Below are 22,525 nucleotides of genomic sequence, written 5' to 3'. Positions count from 1 at the left end.
TTTCTTTTTGAATCGGGTTAGCGAATATGGCCATCACCGTCGCCGATTATGTCTTTCAACGTGTGGCGCAAGCGGGCGTCAAGGACGTGTTCATGGTGTCCGGCGGAGGCATCATGTACCTGTGCGACGCATTGGGCCGCTCGAACGATTTGCGTTACTGGTGCAATTATCACGAGCAGGCATGCGCCATCGCCGCGGAGGGCTATGCGCGCGTGACCGAAAACCTCGGCGTTTGCCTCGTCACGACCGGCCCGGGCAGCACCAATGCATTGTCGGGGATCGCGGGGGCATGGGTCGATTCGATCCCGGTGCTCGTCATTTCCGGTCAGGTCCGCACGGGCGTCATGGCCGATTACACGCGCCAACGCCAAGTAGGTCCGCAAGAAATCAACATCATTCCGATGGCGTCGCCCGTCACGAAGCACGCCGTCACGGTCATGAACGCAGCGGACATTCGCTACGAGCTCGAAAAGTGCCTGTACCTCGCGCGCGCCGGCCGTCCCGGTCCGGTTTGGCTCAATCTGCCGCTCGACATCCAGTCGGCGACCATCGACCCGGACACGCTGCGCGGCTACGAGCCTGAAGTCGAACCCAAGCCGAAGCTCGATCGCTCGATCGTCGAGGAGATCGCGGATTGCCTCGCGTCGTCCAAGCGTCCCGTCGTGCTCTACGGCAACGGCATCGTACTGGGCGGCGCGCGCCGCGCGTTTCGGCGGCTGATCGAAGAGCAGCGCATCCCTGCCATGTCGACGGTCAGCGCGATGGATGTCCTCGCCGAAGACCATCCGTTTTTCCAAGGCCGGATCGGACCGGGAGGCCAGCGTCGCGCCAATTTCGCGTTGCAAAACGCCGACTTGGTGCTGGCCATCGGCACGAGCCTATCGATCTCGGCGATCGGCTTCAGCGAGAAGTTCGCGCCGAAGGCGAAGAAGATCCTCGTGAATATCGACGCAGGCGATCTGGAAAAACGCAATATCACGATCGATCTCGGCGTGCTCGCCGATGCGGGCGATTTCATCGCGTGTTTGCGTACGGCGCTCGAAGCGCGCGCGCGAACGACGCCCGAACGCTGGCTCGACGCCTGTGCGATGTGGAAGCGCGAGTATCCGCCGATGCCCGGGGCCGAACATCTTCAAAAGGACCACGTCGACATCTATGCCGCCTACGATGAACTGTCCAGGCAGCTAGGAAACCAGGACATCGTCGTCAGCGGAAACTCTCTGGACGGCTGCATCATCGCGTATCAAAACCACCGCGTGAAGGACGGGCAAATCGCCTTCACGAGCGCGTGCATGGGCGCCATGGGTTGGGACTTGCCCGCGCTCGTGGGCGCCGCCGTCGCGGGCGGCCCGGCACGGCGCGCGGTGCTCGTCACCGGCGACGGCAGCATCTTGTTCAACATTCAGGAATTGATGTTCCTCGGCCATCACCGGCTCAATGCGAAGCTGTTCATCAGCAATAACGACGGCTACCAAAGCATCCGCAATACCCAAACGCGCTTCTTCGATGGCCGCCAGGTCGGCACCGATGCGCAGTCGGGCGTCGGCAATCCCGACTTCGAACGGCTCGCCGCCGCGTTCGGCATCCGTCACGTGTTGATCTCAACGAATGCCGAACTGCGCGAGGCCATCGAACAGGCATTCGCCGACGACGGCCCGTGGATCGTCGAGATGCGCGTCTCGCAAGCGCAACAGCGTTTTCGCGCAAGCTCGTACCGCAAACCGGACGGTACGTTGGCCTCGCGCCCCATGGAGGACATGGACCCGCTGCTCCCGCGCGAGGAACTCGAACGCAACATGACGATGTTCGACAACGACTAAGCGGGCAAAGGAGCTCTCATGGCTTCATTGAAAAAGATATTGGTCACCGGCGCCGACGGATTCATCGGCTCGCATTTGACCGAACATCTGATACGCACCGGCTACGACGTGCGCGCCTTCGTGCTCTACAACTCGTTCAACACGTGGGGCTGGCTCGATCGCGCGAGCCCCGACGTCCGCGACAACCTCGATGTGTTCGCCGGCGATATCCGCGATCCGAACGGCGTGCGCCGCGCGGTTCAAGGATGCGAGGTCGTACTGCATCTCGCCGCCTTGATCGCCATTCCCTACTCGTACCATTCGCCCGATACCTACGTCGACACCAACGTCAAAGGCACGCTCAACGTAGTACAAGCGGCGCGCGATCTCGGCGCGCGCGTCGTACATACGTCGACGAGCGAAGTCTACGGCACCGCGCGAACGGTACCGATTCGCGAAGATCATCCCTTGCAAGCGCAATCGCCCTACTCGGCCTCGAAAATCGGCGCCGATCAGATCGCGTTGTCGTTTCATTTGTCGTTCGGCACGCCGGTCTCGGTCCTGCGTCCTTTCAACACCTATGGCCCGCGTCAGTCGGCGCGCGCGGTGATACCGAGCATCGTCACGCAGATCGCCGCGGGCAAGCGCGCGATCAAACTCGGCGCGCTGCATCCGACGCGCGACTTCAATTTCGTCGCCGATACGGTGCGCGCATTCGAAGCCGTGATGAAGAGCGAGGCCGCCGTCGGGCAGGTGCTCAATGCCGGCAGCGGATTCGAGATCAGTATCGGCGAAACGGCCAAACTGATCGCGCAAACCATGAACGCCGACGTTCGAATCGAAACCGACGAGGCGCGGCTGCGTCCCGAGACTAGTGAAGTGGAGCGGCTCGTCGCCGATGCGAGCCGGTTGCATGCGTTGACGGGATGGACGCCGGAGTATGGCGGGCCCGAAGGGCTGCGCCGCGGCATCGCACAAACCGTCGAGTGGTTCTCGGCGCCGGCCAACCTCTCGGCCTACAAGGCCGACATTTACAACATCTAAACCATGACGCGCGCCCACGACGTCCTACGAATCGTCCGTGAGGTATATGGCGAGCACGGACCTTTGGCCTTGCACGCCCCCGTCTTCGCCGGCAACGAAAAAACGTATGTCTGCGAGACGATCGAATCGACCTTCGTCTCGTCGGTGGGGGCCTACGTCGACCGCTTCGAGCGGATGCTCGTCGAGATCACCGGCGCCAAGCACGTCATCGCGACGACGAACGGTACGACGGCGCTTCACATGGCACTGCTCCTGGCACAGGTCGCTCAAGGCGAGCTTGTCGTGACGCAATCGCTGAGCTTCGTCGCCACCTCGAACGCCATTGCCCATGCGGGTGCCATCCCGGCATTCGTCGATGTGGAAGCGACGACACTCGGGATGTCGCCCGACGCGCTCGACGCGTTTCTTCGCCACAGTTGCGAGCGCGTGAGCGGCACGACGCGTCATCGGGAATCGGGACGCCGGGTAGCGGCGTGCGTGCCGATGCACGCATTCGGCTTTCCCTGCCGCATCGAGGAAATCGCGGCCATTTGCTCCGACTGGGGCATCGCCCTTGTCGAGGATGCCGCCGAAGCGCTCGGTAGCCGGCGCGCAGCGCGCCATTGTGGTACGACCGGCCAACTCGGCACGCTCAGCTTCAACGGCAACAAACTGTGCACCACGGGCGGCGGCGGCGCGATCATGACGAACGACGCCGAGATCGCGCGCCGCGCGAAGCATTTGACGACGACGGCCAAGCTCGCTCATCGCTGGCGCTTCGCGCACGACGAGGTGGGCTACAACTTCAGGCTCCCGAACTTGAACGCCGCCCTCGGCTGCGCGCAGCTCGAACGTTTGGATGCGTTCCTCGCGTTCAAACGCGATCTCGCCGCGCGCTATCGCGAGGCGTTCGACGCCGCAGGTATTGCGTTCCTGACCGAGCCATTGCAGACCCGCGCGAACTACTGGCTATGTTCGATCCTGCTCGCCGACGAGGCCGAACGTGATTTCTGCCTCGAAGTGACGAACGACGCGGGCGTCATGACACGCCCCGTCTGGCAGCCGCTGCACACGCTGCCGATGTTCGAGGTCCATCCGCGCGGACCGCTTCCCGTTACGGAGGACATTGCCGCGCGGCTCGTCAACATTCCAAGCGGCGTGCGCGGCGAGGGGTCGGCATGAACGAGATCTTGCTGATCGGCGGCGGCGGTCACTGCAAGGCCGTCATCGACGTGCTGGAAGCGACGTCGGCGTGGCGCATCGCGGGCATCGTCGAGCGTCGCGATACGCATATCGACGAAGTGATGGGCTATGAGGTGGTCGGCTTCGACGAAGACCTGCCCGCGCTACGCGAGCGCTGTCCGTTCGCGCTCGTCGCGTGCGGGCAGATTCACTCGCCACAGACGAGGATGCGCCTTTTTCACGCATTGCAAGCCGCGGGCTTCGCCTTGCCGGCCATCGTCTCGCCAAGCGCGCATGTCGCGCGCTCCGCAACGATCGGCGAGGGAACGATCGTCATGCATGCGGCGTGCGTCGGCCCGAGCGCGCGTGTGGGTGCGAACACGATCGTCAATACGCGCGCGCTGATCGAGCACGACGCCGAAATCGGCAGCCACGCGCATGTGGCCACCGCCGCCGTGATCAACGGCGGTACGAAGGTCGGCGACCGCACGCTGATCGGCAGCGGCGCGCTGTGCCGAGAGGGGCTGACGATCGGTGCGGACTGTCTCGTCGCGATGGGCGAACGTGTCTTCAAGCCGCTGCCGGACGGCACCCGGCTCATCGGAGGGCAAGCGAGATGAAGCCAAGCTGCGCGATCATCGCCGAGGCCGGCGTCAATCACAACGGATCGACCGAATTGGCGCTGCGGCTCGTCGACGAAGCCGCTCAAGCCGGCGCCGACTACGTCAAGTTCCAAACGTTTCGCGCCGACAAGCTCGTCACGCGCCATGCGCCGAAAGCCGACTACCAAAAGCAGACGTGCGGCGCAAGCGAGTCGCAGTATGAGATGCTCAAACGCCTCGAATTGCCCGAGTCGGCATTTCGCGACATCGTCGCCCACTGCGCGCAAACGGGCATCGCCTTTTTGTCGACGCCGTTCGACATCGAATCGGCAAACTTTCTCGCCGGGCTCGGCATGAGTGCGCTGAAAGTCGCATCGGGCGATCTCACGGACATCCCCTTCCTGCGCCAGCTCGGCGCCATGGGCTTGCCGATCGTCCTGTCCACCGGCATGGCGACGCTCGGCGAAGTGGAAGATGCGCTCGAGGCCCTCGAATCGGCCGGCACGCCGTTCGAGCAAATCACGGTGCTTCACTGCACGACCGAATACCCGGCACCGTTCGACGAAGTGAACCTACGCGCCATGGCGACGCTCGGCGCCGCGTTCGCGCGGGTCGCGATCGGCTACTCCGACCATACCGAGGGCATCGACATTCCCATCGCCGCCGCGGCCCTCGGCGCCCGGGTGATCGAAAAGCACCTGACGCTGGATCGTTCGATGGCAGGCCCCGATCATCGCGCGAGTCTTGCGCCGCCCGAGTTCGCCCGCATGGTGCAAGCCGTGCGCCGCGTGAGCGCCGCGCTCGGCGATGGCCGCAAACGCCCGTCGCGCTCCGAGTTGCCGAACCGTATCGCCGCGCGCAAATCGATCGTTGCGAGCCGACCGATCGAGCGAGGCGAGACATTTTCGTCCGAGAACCTAGCGGTGCGCCGCCCCGGTTCGGGCATTTCGCCGGCGCGCTGGGACAGCGTTATCGGCACGCCGGCCACGCGCGCCTATGCCACCGACGAGCCGATCTGACATGAGCGAGCCACTTCCCTTCACGCAACCGTCGTCCGTGCAAGCGGCGGCCCCGCCATCCGAGCTTGCCCGGCTCGGTGCGTCAAGCCCGTCGCTGCTCGTGGTCGGTCACGGCTCCATCGGCGCGCGCCACGGCAGGCTGGCGGCCGCGCTCGGCGCGAAGGTCGCGTATGTGACGAGTCAAGCGTGCGAGCCGTTCCCGCGCTATGCAAGCATCGCTCAAGCCCTTGCCGAAACGCGGCCTCGGCACGTCGTCATTGCCAATGCCACGAGCTATCACGCGCAGGCCTTGCAAGCGCTCGCCGATGCGGGATTCGACGGTCAAGTGCTGGTCGAGAAACCGTTTTGCGGCACACTCGACGAAATGCCGGCCATGCTGCCGTTTCAAGTTTGCGTCGCCTATAACCTGCGCTTTCACCCGCTCGTGCATGCATTGCGCGACGCGCTCGCGGCCCGGCCGCTGCATAGCGCGAACTTCTATGCGGGCCAGTATCTGCCGCAGTGGCGGGTCGGCACCGACTATCGCGCTTCTTACTCGGCCAATAAGCATCAAGGCGGCGGCGTGTTGCGGGACCTCTCGCATGAAATCGACCTCGCGCTATGGATTTGCGGCCGCGCGCGTTCGATTACCGCGGTCGGCGGCCATCTCAGCAACCTCGAGATCGACAGCGACGACGTCTACTCGATCCTATCGAGCCACGAGCGCTGCGCGGCCGTAGCGATCTCGATCAACTACCTCGATCGCACACCTAAGCGCGTGCTGACGATCAATGCGCGGGATCTCACCGCGACCGTCGATTTCGTCGGCGGAACGTTGACGTTGAACGACGAGGTCACGGTCCGTCATGTGGAGCGCGACGTGACCTACCAAGAACAGTTGAAGGCGTTCTTCGCCAACGATCCGTCGACGATGTGCGATCTGGATGGAGGGCGAGAAGTCATGCGGCTCATCGCCGCCGCCGAAACGGCCGCGGCGAACCGATGTTGGGTATGCCTTTAACCGAGCGAGCCGCGCCCTATCGGCGCCAAATCCCACCCTGAACCGAAACGCGATAGACGACACGATGCGAACGATCTCCGAGCTCATGTCCTTGTCGGGCAGAACAGCCTTGATCACCGGCGCGGCCGGTCATATCGGCTCAGCCATCGCCGAAGCGCTCGCCGAAGCCGGCGCGACGGTGGCGCTGGCGGATCGCCGGCTTGCCGCATTGGAGGATCGCGCTCAGCGCATCCCTCATGCCCGGCTCGCGACATTCGAAGTCGAGCTCGCCGACGAGGCAAGCGTGCGCGCGCTACCCGCCCAGGTCGTTGCGCGTTGCAAGGGATTGGACATTCTCGTGAATTGCGCGGCGTTCGTCGGCACGACCGAGCTCGAGGGATGGGCGACGCCGTTCGAAGAACAGCGTAGCGCCGCATGGCGCGCCGCCTTCGAGGTCAACGTCACGGCCGCGTTCGAATTGGTTCAACAAGCGTTGCCGTACCTGAAGCAGTCGGGCAAAGGCTCGGTCATCAACGTATCGTCTCTTTATGGCGTTGTCGGGCCTGACTGGCGGCTATACGAAGGCACGGCAATGGCCAATCCCGCGGGTTACGCGGCAAGCAAGGGCGCGCTTGCGCAACTGACGCAATGGCTCGCGACCACGCTCGCGCCGCGCGTGCGAGTGAATACGTTGAGCCCAGGCGGCGTATGGCGCAATCAGCCGGCCGCGTTCGTCGAGCGCTATGAGCAGCGCACACCGCTCGCCCGCATGGCGACCGAGGAGGATTTCAAGGGGGCCGCGCTCTTTTTGGCCAGCGATATGTCGAGCTACGTCACGGGACAAAACATCGTCGTCGATGGCGGTTGGACAGCGTGGTGAGCGACGTCGATGAACGATAGCGACGAACTCTCGATGGCATCGAAAATCGGGCAAATGCCTGCCGCGGGGCAACGCTCCGTTGCTCGGCGAGGGCATTTCCATCCGCTTCTCGCAAGGATCGTCGTGCTTTGCAGGCGCGCGCCGATCGCCCTCGTCGCGATCTTCTTCGGCACGGCGCTCATCGTCTGCAACCCCGGCTATTTCTGGGACGACTGGGCATGGCGCTTCCAGCCGCCCGCTCAAAGCATACGTATTGCGAAAGAACTCGGCATTTTCTGGGGCGGCTATTTGACCAACGCGATCAACGCGCTTGCCGACCCCGCGCTGGCCATGCGGATCACGGCGCTTGCGGCATGGGTGGTCGCGGGCGCCGCAACCGCCTATGTCTTGCGCCGATCGCGCATCGTGTCGGGCGCCGATGCATTCGCGCTGTTTTTGATTCTCGCGGCAACGCATGCGGCACCGATCCGATTCCTAACGAGCGTCTCGATGTACAACGTCTACATCGCATCGTTTTGGATCGGCTGCACGTGCTTGGCGACGGCAACGAACGAGCGCCGTACACCGTGGCTCGGCCTGCCGTTCTTTTTCTTTTCGTTCTATCTGAACTCGCTGATCGCCTTGTATCTGGCGATCTTGATCATTTTGGCGGCCTGCTACGTCGCCCGGGAAGTCCGCCGAGCCACTCCGCTGCCGAGTTGGCGTGCGCTGGCGTCGAACGCGCGGACCTCACCCGCTCTGTTGCGGACGCTCTTGCACGCGAGCCGGGCGCCGCTTCGTCGCTACGTGCTGCAAAACGCCGCGCTGCTCGCACTTCCGCTTGCCTTTGCGTTGCTCAAGCGCCTGACGCGTGTCAACTCGAAGCTTTACGGCGACTATAACGACATTCGATCGCACGCGCTGCTGTCGTCGATCGTCGACGCGTTCACGACGATTAGGCCCGTGCTGCGCGATTACTTCGCCATTGCCGCGCGCGCCGTTCCCTGGCCCGTGCTCATCTCCTGTTGTGTCGTCAGCTTCTTGCTGCTTCGCGTCGCACCGCGAAAGACATCCCGGCCCTCGGCACGCATCGCCTTGATCCAAGCGGCGCTCGGTTGGGCACTGTTCGCGGCCGCCGTCTATCCCTATCTGATTGCCGATAAGCCGCCGGTTCTAACGAGCTTCTACGAGAGCCGCAACATCCTGCCCGCCCTCGGTCCTTTGGCGCTCGTTCTCATCGCCTTCGTCAACTTCGCCGAAGTTGCATTCGCGAAGGTGCCGGTCTTGCGCAGCGCCGGACGCGACCTGCTCCTCGCCTATGTTATCGGCGCCTCGTTGGGCTGCGGCATCATCAATGGGCTCAGCCTTTGGCGCGACTGGATCCGCCAGTGCGCGATCATGGACTTCGTGCGCACACATCAAGATGCGCTCGATGAGGTACGCACGTTCGTATTCGACGACGCGGCGCATCGCATCGACGATCGCAAACTGTGGAACTACGAGTACACCGGCAACCTGTTCGCCGTCTATCACACGCGCGAGCGGCTCGGCATCTCCGTTGACGAGTATGCGACTTGGCCTCCCAAGGTGCCGCTCATCCGCGACCCATCGCTAAGAAAACGCTTTAACCTAAACGACTACGATTTCGCCAAACCGCACGCGATCATCACCGTACGCAACGGTGTCGTTCCGCTCACGAATCTGCGCGTGGCCGCCATCGTGCGCGCCTATTTGCGCGGCGAACCATGGCAACGGACGCTCGGCCAATACATCGACGTCAGCATGGCGTTCGAACGTGTGCAAGCCGAAGAACGCGTTGCCGAGCTGTTTCGTATCGTCGAGGCGCTCGACGCCTACAAGCTCGATCACGGCCAGTACCCCTCGACCGCCCAAGCGCCCGAGAACGGCATCCCCTTCCATACGCTTTCGCCTTCGGAGCGCATCGGGCCGCCGATCGCGCGCGGCGATATTCCCGGTTTGTTTCCACGGTACATGGCGCGCTGCGCGTCGATGGTCCCGCATCCGAGCGGCGAGCCAACCTATCTGTACGTCTCCGACGGTCTCGATTTCAAGCTCGTGTACGCCGATCCGCCCGACCTCGCCTACGCGAAGCAAGCCCATCCGGCGTTGATCGATCCGGTGCGGGCCGCTTACGGCACCTGGACATCGGGCGCGAAAAACTGGTGAGGTCATCGACTCATCCATCCGAGAGGAGCTTCGTTATGCGCACGATATGCATTTTCACCGGCACGCGGGCCGAATACGGCCTGCTGCGACCGTTGATCCGCGCGCTCGAACGCGAGTCCGAGATAGCCGTCAGGCTGCTGGTCACGGGTTCCCATTGCGCGGATACCCACGGGGCAACCTGGCGAGAAATCGCGGAAGACGGCATCGCGGTTCACGAGCGCATCGAGGTGCTGATGGACAGCGCGACGCACGCCGGCGTGTACACCGCGATGGGGCTGGGCATGATCCGTTACGGCGATGCGCTCATGCGCATCGCCCCCGATCTGCTCGTGCTGCTCGGCGATCGCTACGAAGCGTTCTCGGCCGCGGCCGCCGCAACAGTCTGCACTATCCCGATCGCACACCTGCATGGCGGCGAACTCACGTACGGTGCAATCGACGACTCGTTCCGACACGCAATCACGAAAATGAGTCACCTGCACTTCGCAAGCACCGACGCCTATCGGGACCGCATCATTCAACTCGGCGAGGACCCCGATTGCGTCTTCGCCGTCGGTGCGCTTGGCGTAGAAAACGTGCGATCCGTCGAGCTGCACGACGAATATGAGACCGCGCGCCGCCTGCGGCTCGAGCCTCGGCAACCCTATTTGCTTGCGACGTTTCACCCTGCAACGCGGTCCGCGCTGTCGGCCGAGGATCAGCTCGACGCTTTGCTCGACGCGCTCGATCGATTCGAGGACCACGTCGTGGTCGTCACCGGCGCCAATGCCGATGCCGGTGGCCTGTCGATCAATCGACGTCTGGCCGAGCGCGCGGCGCGCAATCCCGAACGCTATCGTTTTTTCATGTCGCTCGGGACGCAGCTTTATCTTTCCGCAGCGCGCCACGCGTCGGCTGTCGTCGGCAATTCTTCGAGCGCGATCATCGAGGTACCGTCGCTCGGGGTGCCGAGCGTCGACATCGGCCCGCGTCAAGCCGGGCGCGTGCGCGCGGAAAGCGTCATTTCCTGCGGCGAGGACAGCGCTCGAATCGTCGAGGCGATCAGGCAAGCGCTGACGCCCGGATTTCGCGACCTTGCCGCGCGCGCCGCCAATCCCTACGACCGTCCGGGCACCAGCGCCAAGATCGTGCGCGAACTCGTGTCGCGTGATCTGACCGCGATGTCGCTCAAAACGTTTCACGACCGATGTTAGCCGCGCGAGCCTAGGCGCCGACGTTTGGCGTGCCCCTAACGGCCACGCCCCAATTGCTTCGAGAACGACTTGTTTGCGGGAAAGACAACCATGAAAAACGCGCAGATCGACAAACTCAGAGTCTCGCTCGACGACAGCCTGGCCGATGTCGTGAGCCGCATCCAATCCAGCGGGTCGCTGGGATGCGCGCTGATCTATGACGACGAAGGACACTTCGTCAACATCGTGACCGACGGCGACGTTCGCCGCGCGTTTCTCGAAGGAAAACAGCTCGACGCGACCGCGCGCGACGTCCACCGCATCAAGCTGCAAACCGCGCGGCCGACACCCATCGTCGTCCGGGCCGACTCGTCCCGCGCCGAACGCTGCGCGCTGTTTCGCGAGCATTCGCTGCGCCAACTGATCCTCGTGGACCGCCTAGGCGAACCGGTGGAGGTGATCGATCATCGAAGCATCGATTCCTCGCCGTCGTACTGCAACCGCCATTTCACGGCCGTCGTAATGGCGGGCGGCTTCGGCATGCGGCTGCGGCCGCTAACGGAACACACACCGAAGCCGATGCTGCATATCAACGGTCGGCCCATGCTGGAAATCAGTATCGAGAAGCTCGTCAACCACGGCGCGAATCGCATCTTCATTTCGACCCACTATCTGCACGAGAAGATCGTCGATCACTTCGGTAAAGGCGAACGGTTCGGTGTGCCGATCGACTACATTCATGAAGAAGAACCCCTCGGCACCGGCGGCGCACTCTCGCGCCTTTCGTATCGCGACGAAGCCACGCTCGTCTTCAACGGCGACATCCTCACCAATCTGGACATCGGCATGTTTCTCGCCTATCACCTACGCACCGAATCGGCGATGACGATCGCGGCAACGCGGTACAGCTTTCAAGTGCCGTTCGGCGTTATCGATGCGTCGCAATCGCGCGTCACGCATATCGAGGAAAAGCCGACGCTGAGCTTTCTCGTCAATAGCGGCATTTATTTTCTCTCGCCGAAGGTCTTCGCCACGCTGCCCAAGGACGGCGCCTATCACATGACAGACGTCGCGCATGAGCAGATTCGCCGCGGCGTACGCGTCTCGTGTTTCCCGGTGTTCGAACATTGGCTCGATGTCGGTCGCCCGAGCGACTACGATCTCGCAGCCAAGCTCTTCTGAACGTATTGCTATGAGCGTGCCGCAATCGATCGCATCGTTGGCTCGGCGCTGGCGGCCCGAGCTCGTGTCGATTCTCGCCTTGCGCATTTGGCAGGCGCTTGCCGGTCTCGTCTCGACCTTGCTCGCGGTGCACTACCTCACACCGGAGTTGCAGGGCTGGTACTACAGCTTCCTGAGCGTCGCATCGCTTTACACCCTGTTCGATCTAGGGTTGTCTACGGTACTGCTGCAAATCGCGGCCCACTCGTTCGTCGGGCTGCGCTGGGCAAGCGGCAATCGGCTCGAGGGCGAACGCTCCGCACGGTTTAGATCGTTGCTCGGCAAATCCGTACGTTGGTACGCGATTGCGGCGATCGCGTTTTTCGCGCTGCTCTTGCCGGGCGGCTGGGCCTTTTTCTCCGCCAAGGCATCCGCCGATATCGTATGGGGTCCTTGTTGGCTGGCGCTGTGCACGTTCACCGCGGGCGGTCTCGTCGTGCTCCCGTTTCTCGCCGTGCTCGAGGGGAGCGGCCAGATCGCGCAGGTGTATTCGGTGCGGCTCGCCACGGCCGTCCTCGGCTCTCTCGCCTGTTGGACCGCACTCGCAGCCGGTGGCCGCCTCTGGGCCACCGCGATGACGCCGGCGATGGCGCTTGGCGTACCGCTCGTGTGGCTCGCGTGCCGCCATCGCCCGCTGGTTGCGCTCGCGCGCGACGATCCGGGACAAGGCTACCGGTGGCGCGACGAGGTGTGGCCGCTGCAATGGCGGCTCGGTCTGAACTGGCTATGCGCGTACCTGCTTACGCAGATCTACACACCGTATCTGTTCTATACGCAAGGCGCCGTCGTGGCAGGACAGTTCGGCTTATCGCTGACGGTCGTCAATACGATTGCGCTCGTCTCCCAGTCCTGGTTGATGCGGCGCGTGCCCGCCATGGCGCAAGCCGCCGCGACGCGGGATTGGCGTAGGCTCGACCGCCTTTTCTGGCGCGATTTCGGCATGACGCTCGGCGTATTCGCCTCGGGCTCCGCCGCCTTGCTCGGCGTCGCGCGCCTGATCGCCGGCTTGCCTATCGCGCATCGGCTGCTACCTTGGCCGCAACTGGCCGGGCTCGTCGTTTTCGCATTCGCCGCGCAACTGATCGGCGGCCTCGCGCTCCAACTGCGCAGTTTTCGGCGCGAGCCGCTCGTCTGGCTCAACCTGTGCGCGACCGCGATCACATTGCCCGCGGCCCTATACGCCGCGCGGCTTTACTCGTCCGCAGGTCTCGTCGCGGTCCTGGCGAGCATCAACGTCGCGCTGACCTTGCCGGCCGGCATCGCGATCTGGTACCGCTGCAATCGGCATTGGAGGGCAACGCCATGACGCGCGCCAGATCGCCCGAGCTGACGATCGCCATTCCCACGTTCAATCGCGCCGGCTACTTGCGAATGAACCTGCTGCGGCTCTTGCAAGAGTGGGACACGCTACCGCCCGGGGACGTCGAAGTCATCGTGTCGGACAATCATTCGCTCGACGAAACGCCCGACGTCGTCGCACAAGCGGTGAAGGCCGGGCTGCCGGTCCGTTATATCCGCAACCGGCTCGACCTCGGCTCGGATGCCAATATCGCCCAATGTTTCAACGAGGCGCGCGGCCGATATGTGCAGATCATGGGCGACGACGACTTATATGTACGCGGCGCGCTGGCGACGGTACTCGCCTGGCTGCGGCAAAACGATTACGGCGTCTTGTGCCTGCGCCCCTTCGGCTACGAACGCGACCCCGATCGCGAATGTCCGGGCGGAGGCGGCCCCGTTCGCGAGTTCGTCGGCGCGGGAAGCTTCCTGCGCGCCGCCGGCGCGCTGATCACCTTCATCTCGTCCATGATCGTGAACCGGACGCTGTTAGCCGACGTCGATGCGCGCCAATTTTGCGGCACGCATCTCGTCCAAGTGAATCTGGTCGTGCAGGCCGCGCTCGCGGCGCGCCGCAATGCGGTCTCGACGCAATACGCGCTCGCCTGCAAACGCAACAACTCCGGCGGATACGGCGCCCCCGAAATCTTCGTCGACCGCTTAGGCGGCATTCTCGACAGCTACCGCGCGAATGGACTAACGGACCAAGACATCCGCGGATTCGAGGCGAGGATGCTGCTCTCGTACCACCCGTTTTATCTGCTTCGCGAGCGCGTCGCCAATACGCTCGGCGCGCGCGAAACATATCGACGCTTCAGTGCCCGCTTCGGCCGGCGACTCGCATTCCTTCTATGGGTGGCGCCCATCATCGTGTTGCCCCGGCCGGCAGCGCTGGTTTGGGGCGGCTTCGCAACCGTGGCTGGGCGTGTATCGAACGGGGATCTACGTCGCGGTATCGCGTTCGCCTGGCATCGCTTGACGCAGCGGAATCGAACGGAACACTGACGCTTCTCGCCTCGATCTGCGTTGGACGCCGCCATACGCGAGCGTCCGGGCGGAAGTCGATCGAATCGGCGATTTACGATGGGACCGACCAAAGTGACGATCACGACTTCAAGTCAATCGGATTGCACGCTCGGGCTGACGATCTCGATCGTCGTTTATCAGTCCAATTTGCCGCGGCTGGCCCGAACATTGACGAGCCTATGCCACTCGGTGGTCGCGATGCGATCGTATCGAAGGGAAGACATTCCGGTTCATGTGTTGATCGTGGACAACGGCGGGCTAACGGCCCGCGAGCCGAGCGGCGACCTGCTCGAAGGTTTCCGCATTCGATGCACGACGATCCAAGGCAACGGCAACGTCGGCTACGGCCGAGGTCACAACATTGCGATCGAGCGCGTATCGAGCCGTTACCATCTTGTGCTCAACCCCGATGTCGACGTCCATTTCGATGCGATCTCGAATGCGCTCGACTTTCTAGAGATGCATCCGGAGGTGGGCCTCTTGGCGCCGCAGGTGGTAGGCGGTGACGGCACGATGCAGTATCTGTGCCGTCGCTACCCCACGGTACTTGTGCTTTTCACGCGGGGCTTCATTTCGCGCGACCGCCGAGCGCTGTTCGGCTCGCGTTTGTCGCGTTATGAAATGCGCGACGTGATCAACGATCGCGAGGTGGTCTGGGATCCGCCGATCGTGAGCGGCTGCTTCATGCTGTTTCGCACCGACGTGCTCAAACGGTTGGGCGGCTTCGATCCGCGCTACTTCCTCTATTTCGAGGACTACGACCTGAGCTTACGCGCGCATGCGGTGACGCGCATCGCTTATGTGCCGACCGTGCGCATCTTGCACGTGGGCGGAGGCGCCGCGAAAAAGGGCCTCGCGCACATTCGTATGTTCAGCGTGTCCGCATTCCGATTCTTCAACCGGTTCGGTTGGAAGCTGGCCTAGACGCGCCCGAGCACGCCACGTGCTGCACGTGGTTTCGTCTTGTATGTTTACAGGTGATCCAAAAGCAAAAAGCCCAGTCGAAATGACTGGGCTAAGTGCTTGAATCCATTGGTCGGAGCGAAAGGATTCGAACCTTCGACCCTCTGATCCCAAATCAGATGCGCTACCAGGCTGCGCTACGCTCCGACGAATCATGGATTGTAGCCTCGCCACTATCGCGCAGTCAATCACGGCGAGATTGCACGCCCCAACTCTAGGAGACGACGACATGGATTTGATTCTCTGGCGCCATGCGGAAGCCGAGGATACCGCCCAAAGCGATAGCGCCCGCCAGCTGACCACGCGGGGCCGCAAGCAGGCGCAAGCGGTGGCGAAGTGGCTGCGCTCGCGCCTGGACCCGGACGCGGTGATCCTCGCCAGCCCGGCCGCCCGTACGGTCCAGACGGTGGAATCGTTGACCGATCAATACCGAACCGTGGAGAGCATTGCGCCGGGCGCGAGCGTCGATGACTTGCTGGCCGCCGCGGGGTGGCCGCAGGGAATCGCGCCCACCGTCGTCATCGTCGGGCACCAGCCTACGCTCGGCCTCGTTGCGTCCCGCCTCGTCGCCGGCGAGGCGGCCGAATGGACCATCAAAAAGGGCGGCCTGTGGTGGCTATCGAGCCGCGAGCGCCCCGAAGCCCGGCGCGACGGCTCCGTGCAAGTGGTCGTGCGGGCAGTGTTATCGCCCGATCTGACTTGAGTCATCGTGAAAGCCGCGTGTCCAGCGCGCGACATGTCATCGTAGCGACACGCGTTTGCCACGCGACCGTCATGCCCCGTTACTACATTGGCAGGGACCGAAGCATTCCTTTCATAGTCATTCGGAACCAGGAACCCCCATGCGAGATCTGCCGACGCCTACCCTGCCCCTCGCTTCGATTCCGCTCGATTCGCGCCGCCGTCTGCCGCGCGAGAGAGAAACCGTCACACAAGAGCATCGTCTTCAAGTGGCCTGGGCGCGTACCGACGAGGAGCTTCGCGAAGCGCAGCGCCTGCGCTACCGCGTGTTCGCGGACGAAATGGGCGCGAGCGTCTCGGGACCGTCCGGCCTCGACGTCGACGCCTTCGATGCCTACTGCGACCATCTGCTCGTACGCGACCTCGAAACGCTGAAGGTCGTCGGTACGTACCGCGTGCTGCCGCCGCATCAAGCCGCCCGCATCGGGCGCCTTTACGCCGAAGGCGAATTCGACCTGTCGCGCCTTGCGCATCTGCGCTCCAAGATGGTCGAAGTGGGCCGCTCGTGCGTGCATGCCGACTATCGCAGCGGCTCGGTCATCATGTCGCTGTGGGGCGGGCTCGGCACCTACATGCTGCAAAACGGCTACGAGACCATGCTCGGCTGCGCGAGCGTCCCGATGGCGGACGGCGGCCATTTCGCAGCGAACTTGTACGAATCGCTGCGCGAAAACGCGCTGACGAGCCCCGAGTATCGCGCCTTCCCGCACACGCCGCTACCGGTCGAGGAATTGCGCACGGGCGCGCGCGTCGCGCCGCCGCCCCTCGTCAAAGGCTATATGCGCCTCGGCGCGAAGATTTGCGGCGCGCCCGCGTGGGATCCCGACTTCAACTGCGCGGACTTCCTGACGCTGTTCCGCTTGTCGGACATCAACGCCCGCTACGCCCGCCATTTCCTCGGTTAAAACCGGCGCGGCGCCTGCGGCGCCGAATCCATAACGAAAACGGCCCGTTCGCTCGATGAGCGCACGGGCCGTTCGTTTTGCGGCCTTGATGGCCTTGACGGCCTTCGCAGCCTTTGCCACTAAACGGCGGCGACCGCCGCCATGGCTCATTCGTCCGTATAGATGACGCGGTAGCGGATGCCGACCTTTTCCCACTCGGCCGCTTCTTGAATCAAGCTGTAATCGGTCAGCGGATTGCCGGACACCCACTCGTTCGGCAAGCGCACTTCGTATCCGCCGTTCGATTTCGCCACACGGATCCCGGGCAGCCCTGCATCGGTGCGCCGGCGGCAGAGCAGCGCCGCGAGCCGCAAGCAGAACAGCAAAGGCCATTCGACCTCGCGCGTTTGCGCAAGCTTGCCGAGCTTGCCCGCATGGCCGAGCACGAGGACGGCGAGCCGCGCTTGATCCGTGCGCGAAAAACCGGGCATATCGGCGTTGCTCGTAATGTAGGCCGAATGCTTGTGATAGGCGCTGTGCGAAATCGATAGGCCGATTTCATGGAGCGCGGCCGCCCAGCCCAGAAACATGCGCCCTTCGATCAAGCGCTCCGCATCGGGCTCGCCGAGTTGATCGTAAAAGCCCACGGACAGATCGGCGATGCGTTCGGCCTGCGCCCGGTCGACACCGTAGCGGCGCATGAAGCCTTCCACGGTGACGGCGCGCATGTCCTCGTGTTGCGTGCGCCCGAGCAGGTCGTAGAGCACGCCCAGGCGCAAGGCGCCGTCGGTCGTGTCGACATAATCGATACCGAGCTCCTCGAAGACGGCGAGCATGATCGACAAGCCCCCGGCGAGGACCGGCACACGATCGGGCTTGAGCGCGATCAGCTTGAGCCGGTTGACGTTCTCGGCCTTGATCAATGCGCGCTTGAGCCGCTCGAGGCCGCCGCGCGAGATGCCGTGCGAAATACCCGGGTCGTTGAAGCCGTTGGCTTCGACGAGTTCGGCCAGCGCCCGCGCGGTACCCGAGGAGCCGATCGCCTGATCCCAGCCGGCCTGCTTGTACTCGCGCGAGATGATTTGAATTTCCCGCTTGGCCGCAAGTTCGGCCTGACGCATCGTGTAATCGTCGACGTTGCCCGCGGGAAAGAACGCACGGCTATGGCTGACGCAGCCGATGTACAGACTCTCCATGACGAGCGGCGTGTAGTGCTGGCCGATGATGAATTCGGTCGAGCCGCCGCCGATGTCGACGACAAGCCGTTTGCCCGAGATCGCAGGCACCGAATGGGCCGCGCCGGCATAGATCAGCCGAGCCTCCTCGCGCCCGGCGATCACCTCGATCGGGAACCCGAGGGCGCTTTGCGCCTCCACGAGAAACTCGGGCGCATTTTTCGCGACCCGCAGCGTGTTCGTCGCGACGGCCCGCACATGATCCGGATGGAAATCGCGCAGCCGCTCGCCGAAACGCTTGAGCGCATCCCATGCGCGCACCTGCGACGCGCGATCGAGCATCTTGTCGGCGGAGAGCCCCGCGGCAAGGCGCACGGGCTCACGCAGCGCATCGACCTGGTAGATCTGTGCGCCCGCGGGCGTTTCCTCGACGCGGCCGACGATAAGCCGGAAGCTGTTCGAGCCGAGGTCGACCGATGCAAGAAGGTGCGGGGTATTGGGCATTAGGAAAGAAGGCTCCCGTTCGCGCGTCCAACTAGCCGGGGGCGACTCGCCCGGCACGCGCGTCACTGTTCAAAGACGCCATTTTAAGCGCATAGTATTTGCGACCGGTGGATGAATATGGCTTCGTCCATCGCCAATGGTGCGGCAAATTCGGCAGGCACCCGATGCCGAGCGGCCCGAGACTTGCGCACCGTTGCGCTCTCGCACGACCGCGGACGGTCCAAGTCATACCAAATATCCGTAGAATGAGTGACAGTATGACTTTTCATCGAAATGACATCGAACCATGAGAATGTCCGAGCGCCTGTTCATTCCCTCATCCGACCCCTCTCATCTTTCGTTGCCGATGTCGCTGCGCTATCCCCTTCTGAATCGTGAGTTAGGCATCCTGGGCTTCAACGAGCGCGTGCTTGCGCAGGCGGCCGATCCGTCGGTGCCGCTGCTCGAGCGGCTGCGCTTCATCTGCATCACCAGCAGCAACCTCGACGAATTCTTCGAGATCCGCATGGCGGGTCTGCAAGAGCAGATGCGCGACAACCCGGGCACGCTCGCGCCCGACGGCATGTCGCTACAGCACGTCTACGACCTCGTCGTCGAACGCGCGCACAAGCTCGTGGACCGGCAATACGCCATGTTGCACGAAACCGTCTTGCCGGCGCTCGAGCAAGAAGGCATCTATTTTCATAGTTGGGACACTTGGACGGAAGCCCAGACCGAATGGGCGCGCCGGTACTTCCTCGACGAGCTGCTGCCCGTGCTGACGCCGATCGGCCTCGATCCGGCTCACCCCTTTCCGCGCGTGCTCAACAAGAGCTTGAATTTCGTCGTGGAACTCGAAGGCAAGGATGCCTTCGGCCGGCAAGCCGTGATGGGGATCGTGCAGGCGCCGCGTGCGTTGCCGCGGCTCGTGCACATGCCGCAGGAACTGTCGGGCTTCGCGTACGGGTTCGTGTTGCTGAGCTCGTTCATGCAGCGCTTCGTCCAAGAGCTGTTCCCGAACCTCGTCATCCGTAGCTGCAATCAATTTCGTATCACGCGGAATAGCGAACTCTTCGTCGACGAGGATGAAATCACGAATCTGCGCGTCGCGCTGCAAGGCGAGCTGCCCGCCCGCCACCTCGGCAACGCGGTGCGGCTTGAGGTGTCGGCCGATACGCCCCCGCATCTCGTTCGCCGTCTTCTCGACGAAAGCGGGTTGAACGAGAAAGACTGCTACCGCGTGGACGGATCCGTGAATCTCGTGCGGCTCATGCAGTTGCCCGAACTCGTCGATCGCCCCGATTTGAAATTCGTGCCGCATGTGCCCGCGACTTCGCCGATTCTCGCGAACGCCGCGAACCTCTTCGACACCCTCGATCAAGGCGACGTGCTGCTGCATCATCCGTACGAGAGCTTTCAGCCCGTGCTCGAATTGCTGCTGCAAGCCGCCCAAGATCCCAACGTCGTCGCCATCAAGCAGACGATCTATCGCACAGGCACGGACTCGCCGCTGATGGATGCGCTCATGCAAGCCGCGCGCAACGGCAAGGAAGTGACCGTAGTCGTCGAGCTGCTCGCGCGCTTCGACGAGGAAACGAATATCAACTGGGCATCGCAGCTCGAGGCGGTGGGCGCGCACGTCGTGTACGGCGTCGTGGGCCACAAGTGCCATGCGAAGATGATGCTGATCGTGCGCCGAACGACGCATAACGGCAAGTCCTCGCTCAAGCGCTACGCGCACTTGGGCACGGGCAACTACCATCCGCGCACGGCCCGCCTCTATTCGGACTTCGGCCTGATGACCGCGGATCAGCGTATCTGCGAAGACGTGCATCACGTGTTTCAGCAACTCACCGGCATCGGCGGCGAACTCAAGCTGCACGACCTGTGGCAATCGCCGTTCACGCTGCACCCGAAGCTCGTCGAAGCGATCCGCAAGGAAGCCGACAATGCGCGGGCCGGCAAGAAAGCGCGCATCGTCGCGAAGATGAACGCCCTGCTCGAGCCCACCGTCATCGCCGAACTGTACGAGGCCTCGCAAGCGGGCGTGAAGATCGATTTGATCGTGCGCGGCGTCTGCTCGTTGCAGCCGGGCGTGGAAGGACTATCGGAGAACATCTCCGTGCGCTCCATCGTCGGCCGCTTCCTCGAACATCACCGCATCTTCTATTTCTTCTCGAACGGCGAAGAGCACGTGTACCTGTCGAGCGCGGATTGGATGGATCGCAACTTCTTCCGCCGGGTCGAAGTCGCTTTCCCCATCAAGGATCGACGCCTGAAGCGGCGCGTCGTCGCCGAAGGCTTGTCGGCCTTTCTCGGCGACAATCAGTCCGCGTGGGTCATGCAAAGCGACGGTCACTATCGGCGTAGCCGCCCCGGCAAAGCCTCGCGCAACGCGCAGGCAAGCTTGCTCACGAAATTCGGCTGCTGATCGAATGCGCCGGTGCGTCGTCTAGCGATGCACCGGCCCAGCGCGGACCGGCTTTAAGCGTTGACCGGCTGGCGGCGCGTCGTTCGCTGGGCGGAAAAGCGCACGCTGAACGTGCTGCCTTTGCCCTCTTCGCTTTTGACGTCGAGCGTCGCATCGTGCCGTTGCAGCACGTGCTTGACGATAGCCAGACCGAGCCCGGTGCCGCCCGTATCGCGCGAGCGGCTGCGATCGACGCGATAAAAGCGCTCGGTGAGCCGCGGTATGTCGGCAGCGGGAATGCCGTAGCCGGTGTCGGTCACTGAAAACACCGCATCCTTGCCCACCTGCTTCCAAACGACCTTGATCGATCCGGCATCGGGCGTATAGCGGATTGCATTGGTCACGAGATTGCCGAGCGCGCTGAGCACTTCGGTCTCGGCGCCGGTGACCGTCAAGCCGTCGTCGATCGTAAATTCGATGGCGTGCCGCCCGCCGGATAGCGTCGCCGCATCGTCGCGGATATGCGAGATGACGGCGCGCATGTCGATCGCTTGATCGCTCGGCGGCTTCACGTTGCCCTCGAGCTTGGCCAGCACCAGCAAATCGTCGACGATGTTACGCATGCGCGACGCTTGCTGATCCATCAACTCCAAGTAACGCTCGCGATCCTCGCGTTCGAGCGGCAACTCGCGCATCGTCTCGAGAAAGCCCGACAGCACCGTAAGCGGCGTCTTGAGCTCGTGCGAGACGTTCGCGACGAAGTCGCGCCGCATTGCATCGGTGCGCTCCAACTCCGTAATGTCCGCCGACAGCACGAGCTTGCGATTCTCCCCGTAGGGAAACGCTTGGACGGAAAGCACGTTTTGCCGCTTCTCGCCCATCCCGCGCATGACGAGCATCTGCTCGTAATGATGTGAGTTGAGATAGCGCACGAAATCCGGATGCCGGACGAGATGGGTGATGTGCTGACGCAGATCGCGCTTTGCATCGAGCCCGAAGTGCACTTCCGCAATGGCGTTGCACCATTCGATCTGGTCGTGATCGTCGAGCATGGCGACACCGTTCGGCGACGCTTGGATCGCCTGAATGAAGCGAGAATGCTGCTGTTCGACTTGGCGAACCTGCGCATGCCAACGCTTGGCGAGCTTATGCAAGCGGTAGTAGATTTCGCCCCAAATGCCCGGTGCGCTCGGCACCTCGCCGTAGACGGGGGCATCGAGCAAGCGCCACAACCGCTGCGTGTGGTACGTCGTGAAAAGGCTCTGCGCAATGAGCGCCACCACCGCGAAGATCAACGCGGTGCGGACGCTCGTGACGGCGGCAATCGCCGCGCAGATGAGCGCGAGCAGCAGAAGCGATACGATCGAGCGCGCCCAAATGATGTTCATGAAGTCAAAATCAGCCGAAGAACGAAGAGGCGGCCGCAAGCGGCAGTGTCGCCGCACCCGCCCGTGGCGCCGGA

The 22,525-nt window shown here is 63.3% G+C and carries 18 protein-coding genes and 1 tRNA gene; 16 read left to right on the top strand and 3 right to left on the bottom strand.

Going from position 1 to position 22,525, the window contains the following annotated elements; all coding sequences use genetic code 11:
* Nucleotides 1–26 precede the first annotated feature (26 nt).
* The 13 genes from AB1286_RS18120 (at nucleotide 27) to AB1286_RS18060 (ending at nucleotide 15,331) form a co-directional block, all read left to right on the top strand.
* On the top strand, nucleotides 27–1,820 hold the full coding sequence (locus AB1286_RS18120; protein ID WP_430364554.1) for a thiamine pyrophosphate-binding protein: 1,794 nt from the start codon (nucleotides 27–29) through the stop codon (nucleotides 1,818–1,820).
* Between the two features lie 18 nt (nucleotides 1,821–1,838).
* The gene (locus tag AB1286_RS18115) at nucleotides 1,839–2,843 is read left to right on the top strand and encodes an NAD-dependent 4,6-dehydratase LegB (protein ID WP_430364553.1); all 1,005 of its coding nucleotides are present in this window, start codon (nucleotides 1,839–1,841) and stop codon (nucleotides 2,841–2,843) included.
* A gap of 69 nt (nucleotides 2,844–2,912) precedes the next feature.
* Complete coding sequence (locus AB1286_RS18110; RefSeq protein WP_430364552.1) at nucleotides 2,913–4,004, top strand: LegC family aminotransferase; 1,092 nt, start codon at nucleotides 2,913–2,915, stop codon at nucleotides 4,002–4,004.
* Nucleotides 4,001–4,624: an acetyltransferase gene (locus AB1286_RS18105; protein ID WP_430364551.1), complete on the top strand. Its 624-nt coding sequence runs from the start codon at nucleotides 4,001–4,003 to the stop codon at nucleotides 4,622–4,624. Before AB1286_RS18110 ends, AB1286_RS18105 begins: the two co-directional genes overlap by 4 nt.
* The gene (neuB, locus tag AB1286_RS18100; RefSeq protein WP_430364550.1) at nucleotides 4,621–5,625 is read left to right on the top strand and encodes an N-acetylneuraminate synthase; all 1,005 of its coding nucleotides are present in this window, start codon (nucleotides 4,621–4,623) and stop codon (nucleotides 5,623–5,625) included. Before AB1286_RS18105 ends, neuB begins: the two co-directional genes overlap by 4 nt.
* Nucleotide 5,626: 1 nt before the next feature.
* Complete coding sequence (locus AB1286_RS18095) at nucleotides 5,627–6,625, top strand: Gfo/Idh/MocA family protein (protein WP_430364549.1); 999 nt, start codon at nucleotides 5,627–5,629, stop codon at nucleotides 6,623–6,625.
* A 64-nt stretch (nucleotides 6,626–6,689) separates the two neighbouring features.
* A complete protein-coding gene (locus tag AB1286_RS18090) occupies nucleotides 6,690–7,484 on the top strand; it encodes an SDR family oxidoreductase (RefSeq protein WP_430364548.1) in 795 nt (264 codons plus the stop codon).
* A gap of 33 nt (nucleotides 7,485–7,517) precedes the next feature.
* Nucleotides 7,518–9,650, top strand: coding sequence for a hypothetical protein (locus tag AB1286_RS18085; protein WP_430364547.1), 2,133 nt, complete (start codon nucleotides 7,518–7,520; stop codon nucleotides 9,648–9,650).
* 35 nt (nucleotides 9,651–9,685) lie between these two features.
* Nucleotides 9,686–10,843, top strand: a complete 1,158-nt coding sequence (gene neuC / locus AB1286_RS18080) for a UDP-N-acetylglucosamine 2-epimerase (RefSeq protein ID WP_430364546.1) — start codon at nucleotides 9,686–9,688, stop codon at nucleotides 10,841–10,843.
* Between the two features lie 90 nt (nucleotides 10,844–10,933).
* Nucleotides 10,934–12,004, top strand: a complete 1,071-nt coding sequence (locus tag AB1286_RS18075; protein ID WP_430364545.1) for a nucleotidyltransferase family protein — start codon at nucleotides 10,934–10,936, stop codon at nucleotides 12,002–12,004.
* A 10-nt stretch (nucleotides 12,005–12,014) separates the two neighbouring features.
* Entirely contained in the window at nucleotides 12,015–13,349 is a 1,335-nt protein-coding gene (locus tag AB1286_RS18070) for a hypothetical protein (protein WP_430364544.1), read from the top strand.
* Nucleotides 13,346–14,386: a glycosyltransferase family 2 protein gene (locus AB1286_RS18065; RefSeq protein ID WP_430364543.1), complete on the top strand. Its 1,041-nt coding sequence runs from the start codon at nucleotides 13,346–13,348 to the stop codon at nucleotides 14,384–14,386. The genes AB1286_RS18070 and AB1286_RS18065 overlap by 4 nt, the downstream gene beginning before the upstream one ends.
* Nucleotides 14,387–14,464: 78 nt before the next feature.
* A complete protein-coding gene (locus AB1286_RS18060; protein WP_430364542.1) occupies nucleotides 14,465–15,331 on the top strand; it encodes a glycosyltransferase family 2 protein in 867 nt (288 codons plus the stop codon).
* A gap of 109 nt (nucleotides 15,332–15,440) precedes the next feature.
* Here the strand turns inward: AB1286_RS18060 and AB1286_RS18055 are convergent.
* Nucleotides 15,441–15,517, bottom strand: a tRNA-Pro gene (locus AB1286_RS18055).
* 82 nt (nucleotides 15,518–15,599) lie between these two features.
* Here AB1286_RS18055 and AB1286_RS18050 point away from each other — a divergent pair.
* The gene (locus AB1286_RS18050; protein ID WP_430364541.1) at nucleotides 15,600–16,073 is read left to right on the top strand and encodes a SixA phosphatase family protein; all 474 of its coding nucleotides are present in this window, start codon (nucleotides 15,600–15,602) and stop codon (nucleotides 16,071–16,073) included.
* Between the two features lie 139 nt (nucleotides 16,074–16,212).
* Nucleotides 16,213–17,016 carry a GNAT family N-acetyltransferase gene (locus AB1286_RS18045; RefSeq protein WP_430364540.1) on the top strand — a complete coding sequence of 268 codons (804 nt, stop codon included), beginning with the start codon at nucleotides 16,213–16,215 and terminating at the stop codon, nucleotides 17,014–17,016.
* A gap of 146 nt (nucleotides 17,017–17,162) precedes the next feature.
* Here AB1286_RS18045 and ppx read toward each other — a convergent pair whose 3' ends face one another.
* A complete protein-coding gene (ppx, locus tag AB1286_RS18040; RefSeq protein WP_430364539.1) occupies nucleotides 17,163–18,674 on the bottom strand; it encodes an exopolyphosphatase in 1,512 nt (503 codons plus the stop codon).
* Nucleotides 18,675–19,020: 346 nt separating this feature from the next.
* Here ppx and ppk1 point away from each other — a divergent pair, with 346 nt between their 5' ends.
* A complete protein-coding gene (gene ppk1, locus AB1286_RS18035) occupies nucleotides 19,021–21,084 on the top strand; it encodes a polyphosphate kinase 1 (protein WP_430365113.1) in 2,064 nt (687 codons plus the stop codon).
* Nucleotides 21,085–21,137: 53 nt separating this feature from the next.
* Here the strand turns inward: ppk1 and phoR are convergent, their stop codons facing one another.
* On the bottom strand, nucleotides 21,138–22,451 hold the full coding sequence (gene phoR / locus AB1286_RS18030) for a phosphate regulon sensor histidine kinase PhoR (protein ID WP_430364538.1): 1,314 nt from the start codon (nucleotides 22,449–22,451) through the stop codon (nucleotides 21,138–21,140).
* Nucleotides 22,452–22,525 lie beyond the last annotated feature (74 nt).

Source organism: Trinickia sp. NRRL B-1857, from assembly GCF_050470685.1.
GTDB lineage: Bacteria > Pseudomonadota > Gammaproteobacteria > Burkholderiales > Burkholderiaceae > Trinickia.
The sequence above is the reverse complement of the archived record's forward strand: the minus strand, read 5'-3'. Positions and strand labels throughout refer to the sequence as shown.

What these genes read in the sequence shown, in the direction of transcription:
- AB1286_RS18115 (WP_430364553.1), top strand. Translation starts at nt 1,839, where the DNA reads ATGGCTTCATTGAAAAAGATATTGGTCACCGGCGCCGACGGATTCATC.
- AB1286_RS18050 (WP_430364541.1), top strand. Translation starts at nt 15,600, where the DNA reads ATGGATTTGATTCTCTGGCGCCATGCGGAAGCCGAGGATACCGCCCAA.
- phoR (WP_430364538.1), bottom strand. Translation starts at nt 22,451, where the DNA reads ATGAACATCATTTGGGCGCGCTCGATCGTATCGCTTCTGCTGCTCGCG.
- AB1286_RS18095 (WP_430364549.1), top strand. Translation starts at nt 5,627, where the DNA reads ATGAGCGAGCCACTTCCCTTCACGCAACCGTCGTCCGTGCAAGCGGCG.
- AB1286_RS18105 (WP_430364551.1), top strand. Translation starts at nt 4,001, where the DNA reads ATGAACGAGATCTTGCTGATCGGCGGCGGCGGTCACTGCAAGGCCGTC.
- ppk1 (WP_430365113.1), top strand. Translation starts at nt 19,021, where the DNA reads ATGTCGCTGCGCTATCCCCTTCTGAATCGTGAGTTAGGCATCCTGGGC.
- AB1286_RS18060 (WP_430364542.1), top strand. Translation starts at nt 14,465, where the DNA reads ATGGGACCGACCAAAGTGACGATCACGACTTCAAGTCAATCGGATTGC.
- neuC (WP_430364546.1), top strand. Translation starts at nt 9,686, where the DNA reads ATGCGCACGATATGCATTTTCACCGGCACGCGGGCCGAATACGGCCTG.
- AB1286_RS18090 (WP_430364548.1), top strand. Translation starts at nt 6,690, where the DNA reads ATGCGAACGATCTCCGAGCTCATGTCCTTGTCGGGCAGAACAGCCTTG.
- AB1286_RS18085 (WP_430364547.1), top strand. Translation starts at nt 7,518, where the DNA reads ATGGCATCGAAAATCGGGCAAATGCCTGCCGCGGGGCAACGCTCCGTT.
- neuB (WP_430364550.1), top strand. Translation starts at nt 4,621, where the DNA reads ATGAAGCCAAGCTGCGCGATCATCGCCGAGGCCGGCGTCAATCACAAC.
- AB1286_RS18065 (WP_430364543.1), top strand. Translation starts at nt 13,346, where the DNA reads ATGACGCGCGCCAGATCGCCCGAGCTGACGATCGCCATTCCCACGTTC.
- ppx (WP_430364539.1), bottom strand. Translation starts at nt 18,674, where the DNA reads ATGCCCAATACCCCGCACCTTCTTGCATCGGTCGACCTCGGCTCGAAC.
- AB1286_RS18070 (WP_430364544.1), top strand. Translation starts at nt 12,015, where the DNA reads ATGAGCGTGCCGCAATCGATCGCATCGTTGGCTCGGCGCTGGCGGCCC.
- AB1286_RS18075 (WP_430364545.1), top strand. Translation starts at nt 10,934, where the DNA reads ATGAAAAACGCGCAGATCGACAAACTCAGAGTCTCGCTCGACGACAGC.
- AB1286_RS18045 (WP_430364540.1), top strand. Translation starts at nt 16,213, where the DNA reads ATGCGAGATCTGCCGACGCCTACCCTGCCCCTCGCTTCGATTCCGCTC.
- AB1286_RS18120 (WP_430364554.1), top strand. Translation starts at nt 27, where the DNA reads ATGGCCATCACCGTCGCCGATTATGTCTTTCAACGTGTGGCGCAAGCG.